23 protein-coding genes are annotated in these 21,428 nt (G+C 57.3%); 16 read left to right on the top strand and 7 right to left on the bottom strand.

Annotation, left to right across the window (positions count from 1 at the left end):
• Positions 1-90: 90 nt before the first annotated feature.
• Positions 91-717: a bifunctional precorrin-2 dehydrogenase/sirohydrochlorin ferrochelatase gene (locus LUQ43_RS03770; protein ID WP_299963957.1), complete on the top strand. Its 627-nt coding sequence runs from the start codon at positions 91-93 to the stop codon at positions 715-717.
• Positions 710-1,984 carry a glutamyl-tRNA reductase gene (gene hemA, locus LUQ43_RS03765; protein ID WP_299963955.1) on the top strand — a complete coding sequence of 425 codons (1,275 nt, stop codon included), beginning with the start codon at positions 710-712 and terminating at the stop codon, positions 1,982-1,984. Before LUQ43_RS03770 ends, hemA begins: the two co-directional genes overlap by 8 nt.
• Positions 1,985-2,032: 48 nt before the next feature.
• Here the strand turns inward: hemA and LUQ43_RS03760 are convergent, their stop codons facing one another.
• On the bottom strand, positions 2,033-2,701 hold the full coding sequence (locus tag LUQ43_RS03760; RefSeq protein WP_299963953.1) for a hypothetical protein: 669 nt from the start codon (positions 2,699-2,701) through the stop codon (positions 2,033-2,035).
• Between the two features lie 155 nt (positions 2,702-2,856).
• On the opposite strand from LUQ43_RS03760, the gene hemB reads away from it, so the two are divergent.
• From hemB to LUQ43_RS03735, 5 genes are read left to right on the top strand one after another with little or no spacing between them, the layout of a single operon-like run.
• On the top strand, positions 2,857-3,837 hold the full coding sequence (gene hemB / locus LUQ43_RS03755; RefSeq protein WP_299964056.1) for a porphobilinogen synthase: 981 nt from the start codon (positions 2,857-2,859) through the stop codon (positions 3,835-3,837).
• A complete protein-coding gene (locus tag LUQ43_RS03750) occupies positions 3,827-5,086 on the top strand; it encodes a glutamate-1-semialdehyde 2,1-aminomutase (RefSeq protein ID WP_299963951.1) in 1,260 nt (419 codons plus the stop codon). Before hemB ends, LUQ43_RS03750 begins: the two co-directional genes overlap by 11 nt.
• Positions 5,077-5,961, top strand: coding sequence for a hydroxymethylbilane synthase (gene hemC / locus LUQ43_RS03745; protein ID WP_299963948.1), 885 nt, complete (start codon positions 5,077-5,079; stop codon positions 5,959-5,961). The genes LUQ43_RS03750 and hemC overlap by 10 nt, the downstream gene beginning before the upstream one ends.
• On the top strand, positions 5,958-6,716 hold the full coding sequence (gene cobA / locus LUQ43_RS03740; protein WP_299963946.1) for a uroporphyrinogen-III C-methyltransferase: 759 nt from the start codon (positions 5,958-5,960) through the stop codon (positions 6,714-6,716). Before hemC ends, cobA begins: the two co-directional genes overlap by 4 nt.
• Positions 6,717-6,718: 2 nt before the next feature.
• Positions 6,719-7,174, top strand: a complete 456-nt coding sequence (locus LUQ43_RS03735) for a phosphate-starvation-inducible PsiE family protein (RefSeq protein WP_299963944.1) — start codon at positions 6,719-6,721, stop codon at positions 7,172-7,174.
• A 450-nt stretch (positions 7,175-7,624) separates the two neighbouring features.
• On the opposite strand, the gene LUQ43_RS03730 is transcribed toward LUQ43_RS03735, so the two are convergent.
• Positions 7,625-8,425: a hypothetical protein gene (locus LUQ43_RS03730; RefSeq protein ID WP_299963943.1), complete on the bottom strand. Its 801-nt coding sequence runs from the start codon at positions 8,423-8,425 to the stop codon at positions 7,625-7,627.
• A 25-nt stretch (positions 8,426-8,450) separates the two neighbouring features.
• Positions 8,451-9,707 (bottom strand): NAD(P)/FAD-dependent oxidoreductase, encoded by a 1,257-nt coding sequence (locus LUQ43_RS03725; RefSeq protein WP_363318478.1) that lies wholly within the window; start codon positions 9,705-9,707, stop codon positions 8,451-8,453.
• A 387-nt stretch (positions 9,708-10,094) separates the two neighbouring features.
• On the opposite strand from LUQ43_RS03725, the gene LUQ43_RS03720 reads away from it, so the two are divergent.
• Positions 10,095-11,522: an MFS transporter gene (locus tag LUQ43_RS03720; protein WP_299963941.1), complete on the top strand. Its 1,428-nt coding sequence runs from the start codon at positions 10,095-10,097 to the stop codon at positions 11,520-11,522.
• 34 nt (positions 11,523-11,556) lie between these two features.
• Here LUQ43_RS03720 and LUQ43_RS03715 read toward each other — a convergent pair whose 3' ends face one another.
• Entirely contained in the window at positions 11,557-11,844 is a 288-nt protein-coding gene (locus LUQ43_RS03715; RefSeq protein ID WP_363318477.1) for a DUF1922 domain-containing protein, read from the bottom strand.
• Positions 11,845-12,123: 279 nt separating this feature from the next.
• Between LUQ43_RS03715 and LUQ43_RS03710 the strand changes: the two genes are divergently transcribed.
• Entirely contained in the window at positions 12,124-12,876 is a 753-nt protein-coding gene (locus tag LUQ43_RS03710) for a coenzyme F420-0:L-glutamate ligase (RefSeq protein ID WP_299963939.1), read from the top strand.
• A gap of 10 nt (positions 12,877-12,886) precedes the next feature.
• Here LUQ43_RS03710 and LUQ43_RS03705 read toward each other — a convergent pair whose 3' ends face one another.
• Positions 12,887-13,051, bottom strand: a complete 165-nt coding sequence (locus LUQ43_RS03705; RefSeq protein WP_299963938.1) for a preprotein translocase subunit Sec61beta — start codon at positions 13,049-13,051, stop codon at positions 12,887-12,889.
• 45 nt (positions 13,052-13,096) lie between these two features.
• On the opposite strand from LUQ43_RS03705, the gene LUQ43_RS03700 reads away from it, so the two are divergent.
• From LUQ43_RS03700 to LUQ43_RS03675, 6 genes are all read left to right on the top strand, one after another.
• Positions 13,097-14,146 (top strand): amidohydrolase, encoded by a 1,050-nt coding sequence (locus LUQ43_RS03700; RefSeq protein WP_299963937.1) that lies wholly within the window; start codon positions 13,097-13,099, stop codon positions 14,144-14,146.
• Positions 14,147-14,175: 29 nt separating this feature from the next.
• Positions 14,176-14,604, top strand: a complete 429-nt coding sequence (locus LUQ43_RS03695; RefSeq protein WP_299963935.1) for a universal stress protein — start codon at positions 14,176-14,178, stop codon at positions 14,602-14,604.
• Positions 14,605-14,609: 5 nt separating this feature from the next.
• The gene (locus LUQ43_RS03690; RefSeq protein WP_299963933.1) at positions 14,610-15,458 is read left to right on the top strand and encodes a CBS domain-containing protein; all 849 of its coding nucleotides are present in this window, start codon (positions 14,610-14,612) and stop codon (positions 15,456-15,458) included.
• Between the two features lie 173 nt (positions 15,459-15,631).
• Positions 15,632-16,273 carry an archaeal proteasome endopeptidase complex subunit beta gene (gene psmB, locus LUQ43_RS03685; RefSeq protein WP_299963930.1) on the top strand — a complete coding sequence of 214 codons (642 nt, stop codon included), beginning with the start codon at positions 15,632-15,634 and terminating at the stop codon, positions 16,271-16,273.
• A 35-nt stretch (positions 16,274-16,308) separates the two neighbouring features.
• Complete coding sequence (locus LUQ43_RS03680; RefSeq protein WP_299963927.1) at positions 16,309-18,219, top strand: beta-CASP ribonuclease aCPSF1; 1,911 nt, start codon at positions 16,309-16,311, stop codon at positions 18,217-18,219.
• Between the two features lie 11 nt (positions 18,220-18,230).
• Positions 18,231-19,286, top strand: a complete 1,056-nt coding sequence (locus tag LUQ43_RS03675; RefSeq protein ID WP_299963924.1) for an MFS transporter — start codon at positions 18,231-18,233, stop codon at positions 19,284-19,286.
• A gap of 358 nt (positions 19,287-19,644) precedes the next feature.
• Here the strand turns inward: LUQ43_RS03675 and LUQ43_RS03670 are convergent, their stop codons facing one another.
• On the bottom strand, positions 19,645-19,962 hold the full coding sequence (locus LUQ43_RS03670; protein WP_299963921.1) for a hypothetical protein: 318 nt from the start codon (positions 19,960-19,962) through the stop codon (positions 19,645-19,647).
• A gap of 307 nt (positions 19,963-20,269) precedes the next feature.
• Here LUQ43_RS03670 and LUQ43_RS03665 point away from each other — a divergent pair, with 307 nt between their 5' ends.
• Positions 20,270-20,905, top strand: a complete 636-nt coding sequence (locus LUQ43_RS03665; protein WP_299963918.1) for a hypothetical protein — start codon at positions 20,270-20,272, stop codon at positions 20,903-20,905.
• A 227-nt stretch (positions 20,906-21,132) separates the two neighbouring features.
• On the opposite strand, the gene LUQ43_RS03660 is transcribed toward LUQ43_RS03665, so the two are convergent.
• Positions 21,133-21,393, bottom strand: coding sequence for a hypothetical protein (locus LUQ43_RS03660; protein ID WP_299963915.1), 261 nt, complete (start codon positions 21,391-21,393; stop codon positions 21,133-21,135).
• Between the last annotated feature and the right edge of the window lie 35 nt (positions 21,394-21,428).

Genomic DNA, 21,428 nt, shown 5'->3' with positions numbered 1-21,428 from the left:
GAATAATGGGAATCTCCTGCACCTTTTTTCAGGTATGAAGCAGATGAAAATCATAGGATTTTTGAGTATCATCACACTATCTAATATCAGATGATTCCCCTCTTTGTCGACTGTTCCGCACGGCGCATCGTCATCTTCGGAGGGGGGCGCGTGGCCGCACGGAAGGCCGCCTATTTTTCCGGCAAATCCGATCTCGTGGTCGTGAGCCGGTCGTTCGTACCGGCGTTTGACGATCTGGTCTTTTCCCGGCAGGAACTCGATCTCGCTGACGTATCCGATGCGAAACTCTCTGCGCTCGTCAAAGGTGCGTTCCTGGTGATCGCTGCGGTCTCCGACCCGGCGATCAATGACCGGATTGGCGGACTCTGTAAAGCGAAAGGGATCCTCTTCAACAACGCGGACGGGGAAGCGGGTGACGTGGTCCTGCCCGCAGTGACCGGTGGGGAGCGGTATACGATCGCGATCAGCACGCACGGGTCGAGCCCGGCGGTTGCCCGGTTCATCCGCGAGGAACTCGAAGATGAGTTCCCGGCGCTGGATACGATGATTGGCGTGCAGGAACGGCTCCGCGATGCGCTAAAGAATACGGAACCGGACCCGGCCCGAAGGAACGTGATCCTCCGGGACGTGCTGGACGATCCGGTTGTCTGGGAGAACCTCCTGTCCGATGAGAAAGCCGCATGGGATGACGTGAAGAAGAGGTACCTGCATGGCTGAAACCACGGCCCCGTTCGCGATTGCCGGCGTTAGCCATCACACGGCAAAGGTTGCCGACATCGAATCGTTCCGGTTCGCAAACGAGGAAGCGTTCCTTGCAGCGGCACGCGACCGGTTCGCCGGGATTATGCTCCTCCAGACCTGCAACCGCGTGGAAGTGATGGTTGAGGGCGATGCGGCCGGGCTCCGGGCATTCCTGGAAGAGCAGGGCCGCAAAGGATTCTTCGTGCACGATGGATCCGGCGCCCTGCGCCATCTCTTTATGCTGGCCTCCGGCATCGACTCGATGATCGTCGGCGAGGACCAGATCATCGGGCAGCTCAAGAAGGCGCTCATCGATGCGCAGGAAGCAGAGACTGCAACCCCGTTCCTTGAGACCTGTATCAACAAGGCGGTCCATGTCGGGGTCGAGGTACGGCGGCGCACGCTCATCAACCGGGGCTCCGTCTCTGTCGGGTCTGCCGCAGTCCAGCTGGCCGAGGCTGAGATCGGCACGCTTGCCGGCAAGCATATCCTTGTTGTGGGCAGCGGCGAGATGGGGCTCCTTGTTGCCCAGGCCCTTGCTGCCAAGAACCTGACCGCGATGTACGTGGCGAACCGCACCTACCAGCGGGCCGAGATCCTGGCGAAAAAGATCGGCGGGAAAGCAGTGAAATTCCCTGAACTGTACCATTACATCACGCTCTCCGATGTCGTGATCTCCTGCACTGCCGCCCCGCACGCGATCATCCACAAAACAGAGCTTGCTCATGCCATGCGGGAGCGCTGCTGGCCGGTGGAGGGGCATCCCCGCCCGCTCATCCTTGTTGACATTGCCCAGCCCCGGGACGTTGAAGAGGGGGCCGGCACGATTGACGGTGTCCGGCTCTACACGATCGACGACCTCAAATCGGTCAACGAGCAGACCATGAGTACCAGGAAAGCCGAGGCCGACCGGGCGCACGGGTTTGTCGAAGCCGAACTCGCCCTCTTCCTCAGGCACCTGAACCGGAAGACGGCCGACGGGTATCTTGCCGAACTCCATACCTGGGCCGAGACCGTCAGGATCCGGGAGCGGGAACGTGCCTTGAGCCGGATCGGGTGTGCCGATGAGAAGACTGCGGCGGTTGTCGATGACCTGACCCGGGTTCTCACCAAGAAACTGTTAACCGACGCAACCTTTGCCGTCCGCACCAGTGCCGAGGAAGGAGACCTGGTATCTGCCGAAGCCCTGGTGAAAGCCATCACCCGGGGCGATCGTATCCCCCCCCGTCCCCCGCAGGAATAATGCGTATACGGATGCACCGGGACGGATAAAAAAGGTTTTTTTTATTTCTTACGGGATCTTTGCGTATGCTGTCCGGGCAATGGCAGTTATCGCCTCTGCACTCGTGTGCGGTCCGGTCATACGGATCACTTCCATAGTCGTGCCCTTCGAGAAGTACACCATGGCGAAATCCTCTGTGGGCTGCGCTACGGCCGATGATGATCCTCCCAGGAGTGAATGGGTGTCAAGGGAGAGTTCCCGTTGTGCATTGATACTCATCTGCGATGGTGTTTTTCCGATGTATCCCCCGCTGTTCTCACCGAACCCGGGGGTGATGTTCGTAATGACGATGTCAGTTCCGGCCTGTTCCTGCTGGCTGATGAGAGCGACGACTTCAGGAATCCTCGTTACGGTGTAGGTGGTGAGGTTCTGGAATATCCTGTCCTGGCTTCCCGAGCTTGCGGAACTGTTGGTATATACTACCGAATACCCGCCCTGCCAGCCAAGACTAATGGCCATCGGGCTCATCTCCGCGGGGGTCCGTTCGGTGGTCGAAGTGAGGACATACCCGGCAGGTACTTCGGACGGGGTGAGTGCGAGAGATGCGAGCGCGGAGACCGGAGCCGGTGTTGCGGCAGCCTGGTCGGCAGGACTGGATGGAGTCGTGGTCGTGCACCCGGCTCCGGCAAGGAGTGCCATGACGATGACGACAAGGATCAGGGAATGAAAACGGTCCATACTAACCGGTCAACCCGGCTGAAAAAAAAGATATGCGTCCGGAATCCGGATTCACCGGGCCGGAACGATTGCCACACAGATACTGCAACCATAAATACGATGGATCAAAAAATGTATTCATCAGAACCTGCGAGATGGTGGTGGTTCACACGAGCATTTTTCCCAAACGCCGGATGAGGAGAGCACGGTCCCGGAATATCCAGCCGCTTCTCCGCGAGATCAGCCTCACCAAGAACGATCTGATCGCCCCCCTTTTTGTCGATGAGATGATCACAGCGCAAAAACCGATCGACGCGATGCCCGGGCAGTTCCGGTACCCGATCAACGGTATTGCCGGTGTTGCTGCGGATCTCTGGAAAAAAGGGATCCGGGCGGTTCTCCTCTTTGGCATCCCCAAAGTCAAGGATCCGGAAGCAACGTCCGCGTACGACCCGGAGGGTGTTGTGCAGCAGGCGGTCCGCCGGGTCAAGGCAGAGGTGCCGGGCATGGTTGTCATCACGGATGTCTGTGCCTGCGAGTATACCGATCACGGCCACTGCGGGATCGTGGGCAAGACCCGGAACGGCATGGACCTGCTCAACGATGTGTCCCTTCTCCTGATGGACAAGATCGCGATCAGCCACGCGAAGGCCGGCGCGGATATCGTTGCACCGTCCTGTATGCTGGACGGGATGGTTGCCTCTCTACGGACGGCACTGGACGATGCGGGATTCGATGAAGTCCTGATCATGTCCTACTCCACCAAGTTCTCCTCTGCCCTGTACGGCCCGTTCCGGGAAGCGGCCGGTTCCGGGTACTCGTTTGGCGACCGCTCGACCTACCAGATCACGCCCGGCAACAGCCGCGAGGCGATCCTCGAATCGCAGATGGACGCAGACGAGGGCGCCGACATCCTGATGGTGAAGCCGGCAGGATTGTACCTTGACGTGCTTTCGGAAGTGGCAACCATCGGCCTGCCGGTAGCCGCGTACCAGGTGAGCGGGGAATACTCGATGATAAAGGCCGCTGCACAGAACGGCTGGCTGAAAGAGAAAGAGACTATCCTTGAGAGCCTCACCTGCATAAAAAGGGCCGGGGCTGATCTCATCATCACGTATTTTGCAGGCGAGGTTGCCGGGTGGCTGGATGAAGCATAACGCAAGCCAGTCCAGCAGCGATCTCTTTGAAACGGCAAAGACCCTGATGCCCGGCGGTGTCAGCAGCCCTGTCCGTGCGATCAAACCGTACCCGTTCTACACGGAGCAGGCCGCGGGATCGCATATCCGGACGGTTGACGGCACGGATCTTCTCGACTGCTGCATGGCGTACGGCCCGCTGATTCTCGGGCACGCACGCCCGGCCATCAAAAGCGCGATCGAAGACCAGCTCAGTCGAGGGTGGCTGTACGGCACGCCCACACCGCTTGAACCGGCGTACGCGAAACTTATCACCGGAGACCACCCGGGCATGGACATGATCCGGTTCGTCTCCAGCGGCTCGGAAGCAACCATGGCCGCGATCCGGCTCGCCCGGGGCTTCACCGGTAAGAAAGATATCGTGAAGATCGAGGGGGGGTTCCACGGCGCCCATGATGCGGTGCTCGTCAAAGCCGGGTCCGGTGCGACGACGACAGGTGTCCCGGACTCTGCCGGTGTTCTTGCCGATCTCGTGGCTCACACGCGGCAGGTGCCGTTCAATGATCCCGATGCGCTGGAATCCCTGCTCTCGGCCCACAACGATGTTGCCGCACTCATCATCGAACCGGTGATGGGCAACATCGGTCCCGTGCTGCCGCAGGACAATTATCTTCGCGAGATCCGGGAGATCACGAAAGCCCATGATGTCCTCCTCATCTTCGATGAGGTGATCACCGGTTACCGCGTGGGTATCGGCGGGGCACAGGTGAAGTACGGTGTCCGGCCCGATCTCACCACGCTCGGCAAGATCATCGGCGGCGGTCTCCCCATCGGTGCCTTTGGCGGGCGCCGGGAGATCATGGAGATGGTATCGCCGCAGGGACCGGTCTACCAGGCCGGTACATTCTCCGGCAACCCCCTCTCGCTCGCGGCCGGCATGGCAACGATCACTTTGCTTCATGCGAAACCGGAGATGTACCGGGCGCTTGACGAACAGACCCGGGCGCTCGAAGAATCCCTTGGCCTGAAGGCCGGCGGTTCGTTTGTCCGTCTCGGTTCGATGTTCAAGTACTTCTACCGGGATGCACCCCCGCAGAACTACCGCGATGTGAAGGAGTGCGACACCGCCGCGTTTGGCACCTTCTGGAAGAAGATGCTCGCAGCCGGCATCTTCCTGCCCCCCTCACAGTTCGAGACCAACTTCCTTTCTGAAGCGCACACCGATCGCGATCTCGCCGCACTGGCACAGGCGTATACATCATGTCGATAAGAATCGGGACCCGGGGCAGCAAGCTGGCCCTTGCACAGACCGAGACGGTCATACAGAAACTCAAAGCGCTCGATATCGATGCCGAGAAGATCATCATCAATACGCAGGGCGACACCACCACGCATGTGCCGCTGCATGCCATCGGGGGCCAGGGTGTCTTTGTACGGGCGCTGGACGATGCGATCCTTGACAACACCATCGACTGTGCCGTGCACAGCATGAAGGATATCCCCGCGTACCGCCCGAGCGGCCTCTTCACGGCAGCGATCCTGAAACGCGATTCGCCAGCGGATTTTGTCGCCCACCGGGGGGAGCTTGGCCATGTCCGTGTCATCGGGACATCGAGCACCCGGAGGCGTGCCCAGCTTCTCCGGCACGATCCCACGATCACGATCAGGGATCTCCGCGGCAACGTGGACACCCGTATCCGGAAGATGAGCGGGGGCGAGTACGACGGGATCATCCTGGCCGAAGCGGGGCTCACCCGGCTCGGGATCCGGATCCAGGGCGAACGACTTCCCACCGACAAATTCGTGCCGTCGCCCAACCAGGGAACGATCGCGGTCGTCAGCAGGGCCGACCCGTCCCTGATGGAAGTCCTCTCGGCGCTCGATCACCCGGAGACCCGGACTGATGTTCTCATCGAACGGGCGGTGATGGAGCAGCTGGGTGGCGGCTGTTATACGCCGCTTGGCATCTACTGCCGGGCAGGTCATCTCACTGCCGAAGTGCTCTCGCTTGACGGGAAACGGACCGAGCGGACCGAGGCTGATGTAGCATCCATCGAGCAGGCACGGGCACTGGGACGAACATTCCGGGAAAAAGCACAGGAACTGATTGACGAGGCATACCGGCAACTGGGGATTACGCAATGAACGGCAAGGTGTATCTGGTAGGTTCGGGACCCGGATCTGAGGGACTCCTCACGCAGCGGGGACGGGAGGTGATCGACAGGGCCGATGTGGTGCTCTTCGATCAGCTCCCCGGTGAGGATATCCTCTCAACGCTCCCGGCCCGGGCCGAGAAGATCGACTGCGGAAAATACGGCGGGAAGCACACGCTTGAGCAGGATGATATCGAGGCGCTGATGGTGGACCGGGCAAAGAAGGGAAACCTAGTGGTACGGCTCAAGGGCGGCGACCCGTTCCTCTTTGGCCGCGGTGGCGAAGAACTGGAGACTGTCCGGGCGGCGGGCATCCCGGTCGAGATGGTGCCCGGGATCTCAAGCGCCCTTGCGGTTCCCGCCTCGGTCGGCATCCCGCTTACCCACCGGAAGTATGCCTCGCAGGTCACGGTCCTGACCGGCAACGAGGATCCGACCAAAGCGGAACCGGCGCTGGACTGGGAACTGCTGGCAAAGAGCCGCGGGACGATCGTCATCCTTATGGGTGTTGCCAACCTTGGAAAGATTGCCGGCGTACTGGTAAAGAACGGTAAATCATCTGCAACGCCGGTTGCCATCATCGAGCGCGGCCTGCGGAAGGACCGGCGGGTAACCGCTGGTACCCTTGCCACGATTGCGGGCGAGGCAAAAAAAGCCGGTGTGAAACCACCTGCCGTGATTGTTATCGGTGATGTCGTGAACCTGTATGATCCGTCACAACCTGACCTGATCCCATTTGAGGGATAGACATGAAATTCCTGGATTCCATTGATAAAATTGAGAAGGGTATCTATGCAGCCCTGATAATCATGCTTATTATCGTTCTCCTTGCTGCCGTTGTGGATCTCGTTATTGGCCTCTATAATGTACTGGTGAAGGTCACTCCCATCCAGGCAGAAGCCCACGAGATGATCACGTTACTCGGCGGGTTCCTGCTGGTCCTCATCGGCGTGGAACTGCTTGAGACGATCAAGGCATACTTCCATGAGAACACGATTCACGTTGAGATCGTGGTCCTCTTAGCGATCATTGCGGTGTCACGGAAAGTGATCATTATGGATCCCACTTCGATGAGTGGCTTCGAGTTCGGGTTCGAACTGATGAGCATCGGCGTCATCATTGTCGGTCTCGGGGCCGGGTATTACCTAATCAAGAAGGCCGGTATCACGATCGGGCCGGGCGGGATGCGGAAACCCGAAGAGTGAGCATTCACTCTTCCCGGATATCCCTTTTCAATACCAGAAATACTTCTGCACCAGCATTCTTTTTTCTGCGGCAGTTCATCAGCAACGATTTTGCAGTGCTCTGAATTTTTTCGCAATGAAGACGGAAGATACGGTACCATCAGCGGATATCGTGATGCCATTTCCCTGTACAGGAGAACACATCATCGCGATCATCGGGTGGTGCGGTGCTGTGCAGAAAAATCCGGACGGATCCCTTTTGCATCAGAGCTCCTGATCCTTGCAGTGAACGGTTCCCGGGCTGCCCCCGGGTCGGGACCGATCTGGTCTCTGCCCAAGAAATTCCTGCGGTCATTCCTGCCCGGGAGGATGGTTCTTTGGTTCCGGAGAACACGGGTCTCTTTTACTTCCCCGTTCAGGGTTGTGCGAGGTTGTGAAAATTAGGGATTGCAGGGGAATTGATCTGCCCGCTCATGCTTTTGTCGGGGGAGTCTCTGCCATTATTGCATCCTGCTCGTCAAAATACGTCTCAAGGAACACCAGCGTTTCCAGGTCCACATCCGCATAGGTGGTCGGGCCGAACTCGAAGGGGTTGTCCATGTCGCGGATCAGGAGCAGCAGGCCGATGAGCATCGTGCAGATGACCGCGAAGAGGATCGTGCTCTCGAAAAGCCCATCCATTTTGATGAAGAGCATCAGGAGGATGACGCCGCTCGTGGCGACTTCTGCGAGCGCATAGGCTGCGGGAATGAAATCCGTCCGGATGATCACTTCGATACGGTTACAGGTCTTGTCGATGAGACCCAGCTCGTTTCTCAGCTTGGCGACCAGGGGTGGCGCAAGGTTCTGGTACGCAAGGGTCCTGACATCGCCGTTCAGTACGTTTAGATCCCGGTTGACCTCCGCGAGACTGAACCGGTTTTCCAGGAGGCCATCCCGGATCGTGTGAAGAAGATTCCGGAGGTGTGTACGGAACACCCGGGCCGGTGCTTCATCTGCCAGCGGAAGCACCCGGCTGTCGTTATACAATGCCTTGAGAGAAGCCGCAAGATCTCCGCCAACCTTCTCGCTCTCCTTGAAGTCGGTAAACGTACCGGTGAAAATGATAGCAATCGTGAAGATCGCGCCCGTGATGAACGCGCCAACAACGGTGGTGATGGGGACCGTGTCGAACCCGAGAAGGTCGATAGCCGTCCGTATGATAAGGAGGACCAGCATCATGATCACGGCGGTGAACATGATGCCCCACTTCTTTCTGAATGATGGATCCATAGGGATATGTTTGCAGTCCGGGATGTTAGGCACTGCGGTTTGGGGGCTGGTTGCAGGCTGCCCGGATGCCCATGGCGGCGCAGTACCCGGTCGAGAATGCGGCCTGGAGATTATATCCCCCGGTGTCGCCGTCGATGTCCAGTACTTCGCCGGCAAAGAAAAGACCGGGCACACACTTGGATTCCATGGTCTTCTGGTTCACGTCATCGAGCGCAACGCCGCCTCGGGTAGCCATCGCAATGGAGAAATCGCCGAGACGGTCAACGGTCAGCGGGAACTCCGTGCAGCAGGCAATGAGAAGCGATCGCTGCTTTGCGGTGAGGTGAGCGCAGGTGAGATCATCGGGGATTCCCGAAAGCAGCAGGATCTTTTTGAGAAGCCGGTCCGGTACCGGGAACCCTGCCATAATGGTACGGACCAGCCGGGGGCCGTTTGCCTGCACGAGCCCGGTGAGTTCCCCGGCAAAGGTCTCACGCGTGAGATCGCCTGCGAATGAGATACGGATCACGTCGCCGGCCCGGATGTCCCGCGATGCATCGAGAATTCCCGGCCCGGAGAGCCCGGTATGGGTAAAAAGGATATCTCCCCGCCAGGTCCCGGCTTTTCTCCCGCTTCGCCAGACCGTGAACGGCAGGTTCTCAAACGAGATACCCGCCAGGTCGGCAAACGGGTACTCGCGGATAATGACGGGTGTGAGTGCAGGGGCTCTCTCCGTTACCGGCTGGTCAAGCGCTCCTGCCAGACGGTACCCGTCACCGGTGGATCCGGTCTTCTGGTAGGAAGCCCCACCGGTGGCAAGGACAATGGTCCTGGCCTGGTACTCGCCGTTTTCCGTGGTAATCCGGAACCCGTCCCCAGCACGTATGAGATCCTGGACCGGCTCACTATACCGGATACTTACTCCACGCTTTGTACACTCGTCCCGGAGGATCTCCAGGACGTCGTCGGATTTGCGGGTTGACGGGAATATCTTGCCGTTCTTCTCCGTCTCCATGCCAAGGCCGCGTTCATAAAAAAACTCCACAAGATCCTTATTGGAGAATGACATGAGCGCAGTTCGTAAAAATCTCCCGTGATTTCCATAATGCGTGAGGAAATCCCGGATCTCGCCGTCGTGGGTGATGTTGCACTGGCCGGATCCGGCCAACAGGAGTTTGGCGCCGGGCCGGGCATTCTTCTCAAGGATGATGACCCGGCATTCCGGAGCAGCTGCATGGATCGCGCAGAACAGACCGGCCGGCCCGGCCCCGATCACAATACAATCCGCTGCCTCCATATGCATTCTACCGGTGTATGCCGGTTCATCAGATATGAAGAATTCTGTTTGCCCGGTTCACGTTGTCCGGGGATATGGGCAACCCGCATAACCGCTCTGTCGCCAGGGAGAATGAGCGGTATAGAAACGAATCCATTGCGGGAATGACGGCTGCGGTGTCGTGGGAGGGATGCAGGAATCTATCGGTATCCGGAAAAACACGTCCGGCATGCCGTTTCCGGCCGGTTCCTCTCCCGGGAGATTACCGGGATTACCCGGCTCCCGACCAGTGAGACCGGCACGCAAGGTAACCGTGCGCGTTTTGAAATCCTTGTACCCCCGGCGTATTTACAGGACGGAACGGGATCTCTTAAGAACCAGGTATCTATAAACCGCTCTCATGAGCGGATTTTTATGGCGACCGGGCTTATAGGAGAATATTACAGAGCCGGTATCGCCATGATTGATGCACGGGAAAAGAAGACTATCCTTGTTGTTGCGGCCCTTGCAAGTTTTCTCGTCCCGTTCACCGGCTCGTCCATTACGGTGGCACTGCCTGCCATGGCCGCACAGTTCCATGCGGATGCAGTTACGCTGGGATGGATCACTTCGGCCTACATCATCGCTGCCGCCGTCTTCATTGTTCCGTTCGGCCGGTATGCCGATATTGTCGGGCGCAAGAAGATCTTCCTCATCGGCCTGTTGATCTATACCCTTGCATCGTTTGCCTGTGCTTTTGCCCCGGATGAGGCCCTGTTGATCGGAGGGCGTTTCATCCAGGGGATCGGTGGTGCCATGCTCTTTGCCACATCACTTGCTATTGTCACGCAGGTCTTTGGCCCGGGCGAACGGGGAGCTGCACTCGGCATCACCATCGCCACGGTCTATGCGGGTCTCTCGCTCGGGCCGTTCCTCGGGGGGATCCTCACCGACCATTTCGGCTGGCCGGCAATTTTTCTCGTCAATGTCCCGCTCGGCCTGCTGACCATCGCACTCACCCTGCATGGGATCCGGCACGAGTGGGCGGATGCTGCCGGTGAACTCTTTGACCGGTACGGGGCGGTCGCCTACGGCATCATGCTCTTCTGTCTCATCTACGGTATGCTCCTCTTCCCTGACCCGGCGGGTGTTGCATGGGTCCTCGCAGCGCTGGCGGCCGGAACGGTCTTTTTCTGGTGGGAGCACCGGACGAAAAGCCCCCTTATCGACCTGTCGGTCTTTTCCGGCAACCGGACCTTCGTCTTCTCGAATATCGCCGCCATGATCAACTACGGCTCGACCTTTGGTGTCGGTGTTCTCCTCTCCCTGTACCTCCAGTACATCCAGGGATTCCCGGCCGAATCTGCCGGGCTTATCCTGGTTGCACAACCGGTGGTCCAGATGATCTTCTCGCCCATCACGGGCAGGCTCTCCGATCGCATCGAGCCCCGTATTGTCGCGACCGCCGGTATGGCACTGACAACGCTGGGTTTGTTCTTCTTTATCTTCCTCGCCCCGTCCACACCGGTCTGGGTGATTGTTGCATGCCTAATGGTGATGGGGCTCGGGTATGGCCTCTTCTCGTCACCCAACACCAACGCTATCATGAGTTCGGTGGAGATGAAGCATCTCGGCATTGCATCCGGCATGAATGCCACCATGCGATCGCTCGGGCAGCTCCTCTCGATGGCCATCGCAATGTTCTGTTTTGCGATTATCATCGGCCCGGTCAGTGTCACCCCGGCAGTGTACCCCCAGCTCATGACGAGCGTGGTCATCGCGTTTATCGTCTTTACCCTGCTCTGTCTTGTAGGGGTCGTCACGTCCTTTGTCCGCGGGACAATTCACCCTGACGGGGCCTGACAGGGAAATAAAAAAGTACCAGGGTGCAGCGGAATCAATGCACCGGGCGGTGGCTCTTGTGCTTCAGCGCATTCGTATAGTGGTGGCGCAGTTCCTCCAGTTCTTCAGGAGTGAAGTCCTTTTTCTTGGTTGAATGGAGGTGTTTTTCCATCTGGCGGACGATATGCTCCGCTTCATGGTGGTCTTCGACATCGAGATACACCGGCGCCCTGGCCACTTCATAGGCATGCCCGCAGTGGGGACAGAGTTTCCAGCGCTGGAAATTGTCCACGTACGTAAATGTCCTGCATCCCGGGCACCGGATGATAGGGTACATGATCATGAGGTCATTCACGCGATCACCATAAAAATATATCGGCGCTTGAATGGTCGGGAAGTAGCGACGGATGAAAAGTGTATCCACCAATGAAAAGCTGCACAGGCACGGGGGGTTGTGGCCAATGATGGGGGGTGAGGCCCCCATTCCCCCTTTAGCGATAAACGCCGCCGCGGGGAGCCATCCTATCTCCCTTTTTACTTTTATTGTCCCACTCTTCCGGTTTTCCTCATTCCGCAAGCATTCCGAAATCCCTATATCGGCAGTTCATCTCATAGAGATGTGATGACAAACCCGATTCAGGTGATGGGTGTGCGGGGGCTTCCCCTTATCCATGCCGGTGACGACGTTGCGGCACTGATCTGCGAACGCATTCCGGTTGAGGAGGGAGACATCCTCTGCATTGCCTCTACCATCTATTCGAAATCGAAAGGCTATACCAAATCCCTTGCATCGATCACGCCAACCGAACGGGCTGTCCGGCTGGGGGGCATGAATGGCGAGGACCCGAGGTTCGTGCAGGCTGTGCTGGATGCATCTGCGGATATCATCATGGAACAACCGTTCATCCTGTCCGAACTCCCGTTCGGCCATATCGGTGTCCGGGCCGGTGTTGACCAGAGCAATATCGAGGATGGCATGGTGATCTTCCTCCCGCCCGAGCCGATGAAGGCGGCTGACGGCGTGCGGGAGCGGATCCTTGAACTGACCGGTAAGAATGTCGGGGCGATCATCACGGATACCTGCGGGCGTTCGTTCCGGCGCGGCCAGACCGGCAATGCCATCGGGTGGAGCGGCATGACCGCGATCCGCGACTTCCGGGGCGACACCGATCTCTTCGGCCACGTGCTCAAGATCACGGAAGAAGCGGTCGTGGACGAGATTGCCGGGTTCTCCAACTTTGTCATGGGCGAGAGCAACAACGGGGTGCCCGCGGTGATCTTCCGGAACTGTGGGACATGGACCGGCCATGACAACCTCTACTTCAGCGGTGAAGAGGATATCACGCGGCGCGTGCTGAAAAAAGAATGGTCGTAATTTTTCCGGCTTATCCGGGGAACACGATATTGAGAACCATGATAATGATGCCGATTGCTGCGGCTACGACCATGACGGTGATGGGGCTGATGTGGACAGCCCGCCGGTCCTCGCTCTCATAATAGTTGACGAGTCCTGCTGAGGAGAGTAATCTTCCACCTTGCTTCTTTGCCATGCAAATATATTTCTTTTTTCGACATATAAAGGAGAGAGACGCTTCATGATAAAAACGCCCGTTGTCCTCTCCGGTCTGGCATTTGTGGGTGAGGAGCTCGCGCCCCTCATGGCCGATATCGTTATCGAAGACGGGCGGATCACAGCAATTGAAGAGAATCCCCGTGCCCCGCCGGTATGGATCTGTCCGGCATTCTTCAATGCCCACACGCACCTTGGTGATACCCTGGCCATGGACTGCGGGGTCACGGGCGACCTTGCCGCACTCGTCACTCCCCCGGACGGCCTGAAACACCGGCTGCTCCGTGCAGCCCCGCGCTCGGATCTGCTCGCGGGAATGCGGGCGAGCATGGAGGGGATGATTGCCGGGGGAACATTCGGCTGTGCGGACTTCCGCGAGGGGGGCAGGGAGGGAGTCACGGCCCTGCGGGAAGCCGGTCACGGGCTGCCGTTCGTATCCTGTATCTTCGGACGCGAAGGAGGGGAGATGATCGGCGACGGTGCCGGGATCAGCAGTACCCGCGACATTCCCGACCTGGAACTCATCATCGGAGCCGCACGACGGGCGGGAAAGAAAATTGCATTCCACGCCGGGGAGCGGGATAAGGATGATGTGGATGCAGCGCTGGCATTCGACCCGGACTTCATCGTCCATGCCACCCATGCGACCAGAAAGCAGCTCCGTCTCTGTGCCGAGAAACAGATTCCCCTAGTCGTCTGCCCCCGGTCCAACTGGACCCTGGGCGTTGCATCCTCATCACGCCATCCCCCGCTTGCGCTGATGGAGGAACTCGGCTGCACGGTCTGGCTGGGGACCGATAATGTGATGTTTGTTCCGCCGGAGATGCAGGGAGAGATGGCGTTTGTCTCAACGGTTTACCGGATGAATCCCACTGCCATTCTCCGGTCCGCCGTCGCGGGATCCGTTCTTGCCGGCTCGCCATTTTTTATCAGGGCCGGTGCGCGGGCAAATCTGGTTTTGATCGACCCGGAAAAAACCGCGCATAAATTCAGCCGCGATCCGGTTGCATCCATAGTTAAACGGCTTTCTTCTGCAACGGTTTCCAAAAGGGTTTTTAATCCTGACGTCTTATAAGACGGGCATGTTTGTTGTGGGTGATTACTGTGTTTACTAATATCCTTGTAGCACTTGATGGATCGCCGGCCGGGCAGCAGGCCCTTGACCGCGCAATTGAGATCGCCAGGGCAGGAAACGCAAAGCTGCATGCAGCGTATATCGTTGAGACCGGCCTCTTCTCCTCCCTTCCTGCGGATAACACCGTGGAAGTCATGTATAATGTCCTCAAGAATGAAGGCGAGGCGGTCCTCGACAAGGCCAAGACAGAATCAGCCGCACACGGCATCCCCCTTACAACCCATCTCAAGTCCGGTCATGCCGGCAGCGAAGTAATTGCCCTTGCCGATGCAATAAAAGCGGATCTCATCATTGTAGGTTCCCATGGCAAGAGCCAGACGGACCGTCTCCTTATCGGCAGTGTCAGCACATTCGTTGTCACCCACAGCAGGGTATCCACCATGGTGGTGAGATCATAACAGAAATGATTGTCAGAGACTACATGACGGCCGACGTTGTTGACGTCGAAATCCCGGGAAACCGCGATGATGTCCTGAAGATCCTCAAGCGTACGGGGATCTCCGGTGTACCGGTCAAGAAGAACAAGAAACTTGTCGGTATCATCACACGAAAAGACCTGCTGCGGAAACCCGAAGAGACCCAGCTCGGCCTCCTGATGACCTCAAAACCGATCACGGTCGGGCCGGACACGGATATCCATGACGCTGCCCGCCTCCTTGTCGAAAAACGCATCCGCAGGCTCCCGGTTGTCGAAGACAACCAGCTGGTAGGTCTCCTTTCGGTCGCTGATATCGTCCACGCCCTTGCGCAGCTCAAGATCAAGGACGAGATCAAGGACACGTACACCAGCAAGACGTTTGCCCTCTGGGAAGAGACGCCCCTGCCGGTAGTCGGACGTGTCATGGAGATCTCCGGTGTCGATGCAATCCCGATCCTGGATGCCGAGAACAAGCTCCAGGGCATCATCTCCGAACGCGATCTCATCCGGAGTTCAAGCATTGAAGACTCTGTTGGTGTCTCTGACTTTTCCAACGGGACTGATGATGACGAGTGGACCTGGGAGAGCATCCGGGACAACCACACGATCAGTTTCGGTATCTCGCGGGTGCAGCTGCCGAACCGGCCGGTCAAGATGGCCATGGTCAAGAATGTGGTTGCGGTTCCGCAGAATGCAGAAGTGAGCGAGTGCGCCCTGAAGATGCGCCGCGCCCGCGTAGACCAGCTGCCCGTCGTGAACGGCGACAAGAAACTGGTTGCCATGCTCTATGATCGGGAGCTTATCCGGGCTTTCTGTAAAGAAGAGCCTGAATAACCACCTTTATTTCTGAACGAGCGCGCGAATAATCAAATACCCTTGTTATCGACAGAATAGCAAAAAATGCTCACTACTGCGCCGATAGCAACCTTTAAGTTTTTGAATATCACCAGTACTTTCAAGCGCTTTTATCATATTTTAGGCGTTTATTAGTTTTTTGGGGTGTCAATATGCCTGAACAGTTACAGGAGTCCATGAAGGGTACCACCACCATCGGCATTGTCTTTGCCGGAGGTGTGATCCTCGCAACCGAGAAAAGGGCGACCATGGGCAGCATGATCGCAAGCAAGAAAGCAAAGAAAGTGTACCAGGTCGCAGACCGGATTGGCATGACCACGGCCGGCGGTGTCGGGGATGCCCAGCAGCTTGCCCGCATCCTGACGGTTGAATGCAACCTCTACCAGATCCGCAGGTCCCGCCCGATCACGGTCGGAGCAACGGCAACGCTCCTGTCCAATTACCTCAACCAGAACCGCTACTTCCCGTACTATGTCCAGCTCCTTGTCGGCGGCGTTGACGACCACGGTCCCAGCGTCTATTCCGTGGATGCAATGGGAGGGGCAACAAAGGAAGAAGAGGTTGTCTCAACCGGGTCCGGATCGCCGATGGCATATGGTGTGCTGGAAGACCGGTACAAGCCGGAGATGACCGAGGCAGAAGCAATCGAACTTGCGGTCCGCGGCCTGAAATCGGCAATGAAACGCGATTCTGCATCCGGCGAAGGGATCCAGGTTGTCGTGATAACGAAAGAGAAATTCCAGATCCTCACCGAGGATGAAATAAAGAAATATCATGTCAAATCCTCCGCATAATCCTTTTTTAAGACAACATTCAGGACGACTTTTTTATGCAAATTGAAGAACGGCTCAAGGAGCTCAAAGATAAGATCAATGAGAAAGTGCCTCACGGCATTACGGTAACGCAGGTCGAGTTTGAAGGACCGGAACTGGTCATCTATACCGATGACCCCAAACGGTTCGCGGACGAGGCTGACTTAATCAAGATCCTTGCCCGGGACCTGCGCAAGCGGATCGTTGTCAGGCCCACGATTCTCGAAGACCCCGAGAAAGCATACAATGAGATCAAGGCTGTTGTGCCGGAGACCGCCGGTATCACCGATATCTTTTTTGATGCTGACACCGGCGAAGTGCTCATCGAGGCCGAGAAGCCGGGCGTTGTGATCGGCAAGAACGGTGCAACGCTCCGTGAGATCACGAAGCATATCGGCTGGACCGCGAAGGTTGTCCGGACGCCCCCGATCGAGAGTTCCACGGTCAAGCAGGTCCGGCAGTACCTCCGGTCCGCGAACGAGGAGCGCAAACAGTTCCTCCGCACCATTGGCCGGAGGATCCACCGTGATCTTCCTTCCCGCGGCGATGAGACCGCCAGGAAGGACCAGTGGGTCCGGGTCACCACGCTCGGCTGCTGCCGTGAAGTCGGCCGGGCCGCGTTCCTTCTCTCGACCCCGGACAGCAAGGTGCTGATCGACTGCGGTGAGAAACCCGACAGTTCCAGCGCAACCCCGTATCTCTATGTCCCGGAGATCCACCCGCTCTCCCAGCTCGATGCGGTGGTGCTTACCCACGCCCACCTCGACCACTGCGCCCTCGTACCTCTCCTGTACAAATACGGGTACGAAGGCCCGGTGTACTCGACCCCCCCGACCCGTGACCTCTCGGTCATGCTCCAGCTCGATTACCTCGATGTGATCAACAAGGAAGGCCGGAAGATCCCGTACAGCTCGAACGAGGTCAAAACCTATATCCGCCACTCCATTGCCCTCAACTACGGCAGCGTGACCGATATTGCGCCGGACATCAAGCTGACGTTCCACAACGCAGGCCACATTCTCGGCTCGGCAATCGCCCACTTCCACGTTGGCGACGGCATGTACAATATCGCCTTCACCGGCGACTTCAATTACGCCAAGAGCCGTCTCTTCAACCCCGCGGTCAACCAGTTCCCCCGGCTCGAAGCCCTCTTCATGGAGAGCACGTACGGCGGCAGCAACGATTTCCAGCAGCCCCGGGTGGATGCCGAAGCCCGGCTCTACGAGACGATCAACGCCGTTCTTCAGCGGGGCGGCAAGGTGATCATCCCCGCCTTCTCGGTAGGCCGGTCGCAGGAAGTCATGCTCGCCCTTGAGGAAGGCATGCGCCTTGAGAAGATCCCGAAGGTGAAGATCTATCTCGATGGTATGATCCGCGAGGCAACCGCGATCCACACCACGTATCCCGAGTACCTCAACAACGATCTCCGGAACCAGATCTTCCGCGAGGGCATGAATCCCTTCCTTGCCGAGTGCTTCACGCAGGTGGACAGCCAGGACCTCCGCGAGAAAGTGATGGCCGGCGACCCGTGTGTCATCATCTCCACGAGCGGTATGCTCAACGGCGGCCCGGTCATGGAATACCTCCTGAACCTTGCGCAGGATGAGAAGAATGCCCTCATCTTTGTCGGGTACCAGGCCGACGGGACCTACGGTCGCCGGATCCAGAAAGGCTGGAGAGAGGTGCCGATGGGCCGGAAGGGAACGATCACCATCAATCTCGAGATCGTCACAGTCGACGGGTTCTCGGGGCACTCCGACCGCCGGCAGCTGATGAACTACATCGGCCAGATCTCTCCTCACCCGGAGAAGATCTTCTGTATCCATGGCGATGAGAATAACACGATCGATCTCGCGAGCTCAATCTACAAGCGCTACCATATCGAGACCCACTCCCCCATGAACCTCGAGACCTACCGCATGGTATGAACCGGTTGCTGTTGAGATCCCAGGTCACTCTTTTTCTCGGCGTCTTCTCCATCATGGCGTTGTCGAACGCCATCGTCCCGGTCCTGACAACGTTTTCCCCGGCTTCCTCGTGGGAAGGGGCAATTTACGCTGCCTATTTCCTCGGCGCATTCATCAGCACGCTGCCATCCGGGATCCTCACGGACCGGTACGGCCGGACCCTGATGATGCGCTTCGGTCTTGTTCTCACGGTCACCAGCGGGATCATCCTCTTCACATCGGTCGATCCCGTAACTGCGCTCGCGGCCCGGTTCCTGGAGGGGATCGGTGCCGGGCTGTTTGTTCCCCCGGCCCTGGCCGGTATCAACCGGGAGGTGGAACATGCGAAGATGAGCGGGTATTTCATGGCGCTCATGAATGCCGGTCTCGTTCTCGGCCTGCTCCTTGCCGGTGTGCTTGCTGCATGGCTCGACCAGCCGGTTGCCGGCATTCTCCTGTTTACGGTCTTGGCAGGCATTCCGACAGCTGCCAGCCTGATCGCCCGGGAACCGGAGATTCCCGGGGCTGATCATCTCGATGCGGGGGCATTTTTCCCTATGGTGAAAGAGTACCGGTGGATCTGGTATTCGTCCATTGTCCTGATCGGGATCACGGGTGTCGTTACCTCCCTTTACCCGAAATATTCCGGCGCGGAACCGGATATCCTGGGGTACTGGATTGCCGGTATGAGTGTCGCCACGATCGTCGCGGTCCTTCTCATCTCGCGCTTCTCCGTTGACGATATCCGGTTGATCCGCATTTCAGCAATCGCGATGGCAGCCGGGGTCATGATCACGCTCGTCCACCCGGCAGGTTTCCTTGTCATCGGGTTTCTCGCGGGGCTTGTCATGATCGCCCAGCTGGGATTTTTGTCCCGCATCCGCGATCACCAGGGAATTGCCATGGGACTCTTTTCCACCACCAGTTATCTTGGCATGGCCGTACTGCCCTTCCTTGCCGGGCTGGTGGCGGATGGGCCGGGATTCTTTACCGCATTCTGCGTTTCGGCGCTTGCTGCGGTGACGGTGGCGGTTGGGGTAAGGAAGTAATCGTCCGGTTGGTGACATACTCATGACCGGAGCGGTTGGGCGATTGGTGGGGATGAGATAAAAAGGGATTTCATCGTGATCGTATCTGAATACCGGCAGGAGTTTTGTATCAAACGGGGATTTAAGGGATAAGGCGTCCAGATTTTCCGGCAGATTTTTTACTGGGTTTGGCAGTGGATTTTTTTCGACAGGGTAAAAATGCCGGAAAAAGTTTTTGAAAGTTCCGGAAAAATTTTCTGCCCGTATAAGAAAATTTACCGGGCCCGGGTCAGACAGGGTACCGCTGGAGCAGCAGGGCCCGTATGGGGGGAAAGACCGGGTATTTCCCGGAGGTCCCGTGAAAAGCCCCGCCGGCCCGTCACCCGTCTGTACCGTCGTCCGGCCAACAGCACGAGTAGTACGTCACACCGCAAAGTGCATAACACTGGTAACACTCCTCGCTGGACTGGCCGAACCACTGACATTGCTCGCGACAACCATAATTCCAATAGCAGTCCATCTCCCCGGCCTCGCAGTATTCATCGGAACAATCTCCATTTTTCGGGGGGACTGGGGTGTTATGCAGACTCGTTGCCCACGCGTTGACACCGGCAACGACGCTGCCGGCAACCGACAGACAGACCATGAACAATACCAGTCGGGTGAACGGCGACATTTCCGAGTAAGATCCAGACATGAACCATCCCTTCCTTATTATTTTTTTATTGAATCGTGCGAATATTTAAGTGTTTATTATCTGGGAAAAAAGGAGGGAAAATTTTCCAACCCGGAACAGGTAATCCCGTGATGATCCGGGAAGATCCATCGTTTTACATCCGGAATGAATCGTCAGATGGGGAGAAACACGGTGCAGGTAATCCAAAAAAACCTGCACGAAATTCCCCGGCCTGCCTGTGCGAAGAGCAAACAGGATTATTCTTCAGCGGGTCCCCCGGATAAAAACCGAAGATTAATAGATTGTCCGAAACAGACCATCACTTCCTATGAAACGTTCGTCATGTACGATAATTGTCCTTTTTGCAGTAGTTCTTGCCCTTTTTGCAGTCCTTCCCGGATGCTCATCCCCGGCAACGTCGGCAGACACTCCTGCATCGGTCCCTTCAGCACCACCGGCACCGGAAAAGACCCTCTCGACTCTCGAACCCGAACAAATGATCCTGGGGCTCGCTGACCTTCCCGGGAATTATACGCTTGTGAATTACGGGGAGCGGAATGTATCGAAGATACAGCCCTGGATGCTCAACGCGGGGTGGAAGAAAGGAAATTATGTCATGATGCAGAAGAACGAACCTGGATCTTCGGTCCACCCGGCCATCTGGCATTATGTTTACAAATTCCCGAAAGAGAACGCCTCGCAGGTGGTATCCTGGCAGGCGGACGGGCTGGTTGTTTACGATGCCCAGGATGATAGTAACCATACCTATACCGAGCTTGCAGCCCCGGGCATCGGCAATACGAGCCGGGCCGTGAGTATGGCCGACAAGAATAGTCCCGAAATGATGACTGTGATTGTATTCTCAAAATATGATGTGTACGAAGAGCTGTGGTGCAACGCTACTCCTGTGGATTACGAGAACCTCAAAAAGGTGGCAGCCATTGCTGCAGCAAAGATACGATAACCCTTTTTTTAAAAATATGCAGACGAAACTCCCCTGCAATCCACAACTAAAGGATATCCTGTGGCGTACTGTATCCGAGTGGCACACCCTTCACGCAGCAGGTGTTTCCGGTGTTCTCTCCCTGCTCATTGTACTCAGGCACGGGCCGAAAACTCCCGATCCCTTTCAGGTTCAGGTGCAGGGATTTTTATTCGGGAAATAAGTAGAGGGGGAGGGGGCTGTTGCCATTATATCGGACAATATTGTAATTGGTCAGCCGGGAACATCTCATCACAGGTTTTTCGGTTATTCACTGACAGGCACAGGTCATACTGGCAGCAGACACCGCAGATACCTTGTTCATTCGTCGGGGCCTGCAGGTTCTTCTGGTGCGGCAGGTCCACGGCAACATAATGTACGCTTGCAAGGACTGCGCCGGCAACCGACAGACAGACCATGAACAGTACCAGGCGCATAAGCGGGGATTGGGGAGATGTTGTTTCAGCCATGGGGATAACCTTTCCTTTGATTTTTATTTATAGGA

This window comes from Methanoregula sp., assembly GCF_028679125.1.
Taxonomy (GTDB): domain Archaea; phylum Halobacteriota; class Methanomicrobia; order Methanomicrobiales; family Methanospirillaceae; genus Methanoregula.
The sequence above is the reverse complement of the archived record's forward strand: the minus strand, read 5'-3'. Positions and strand labels throughout refer to the sequence as shown.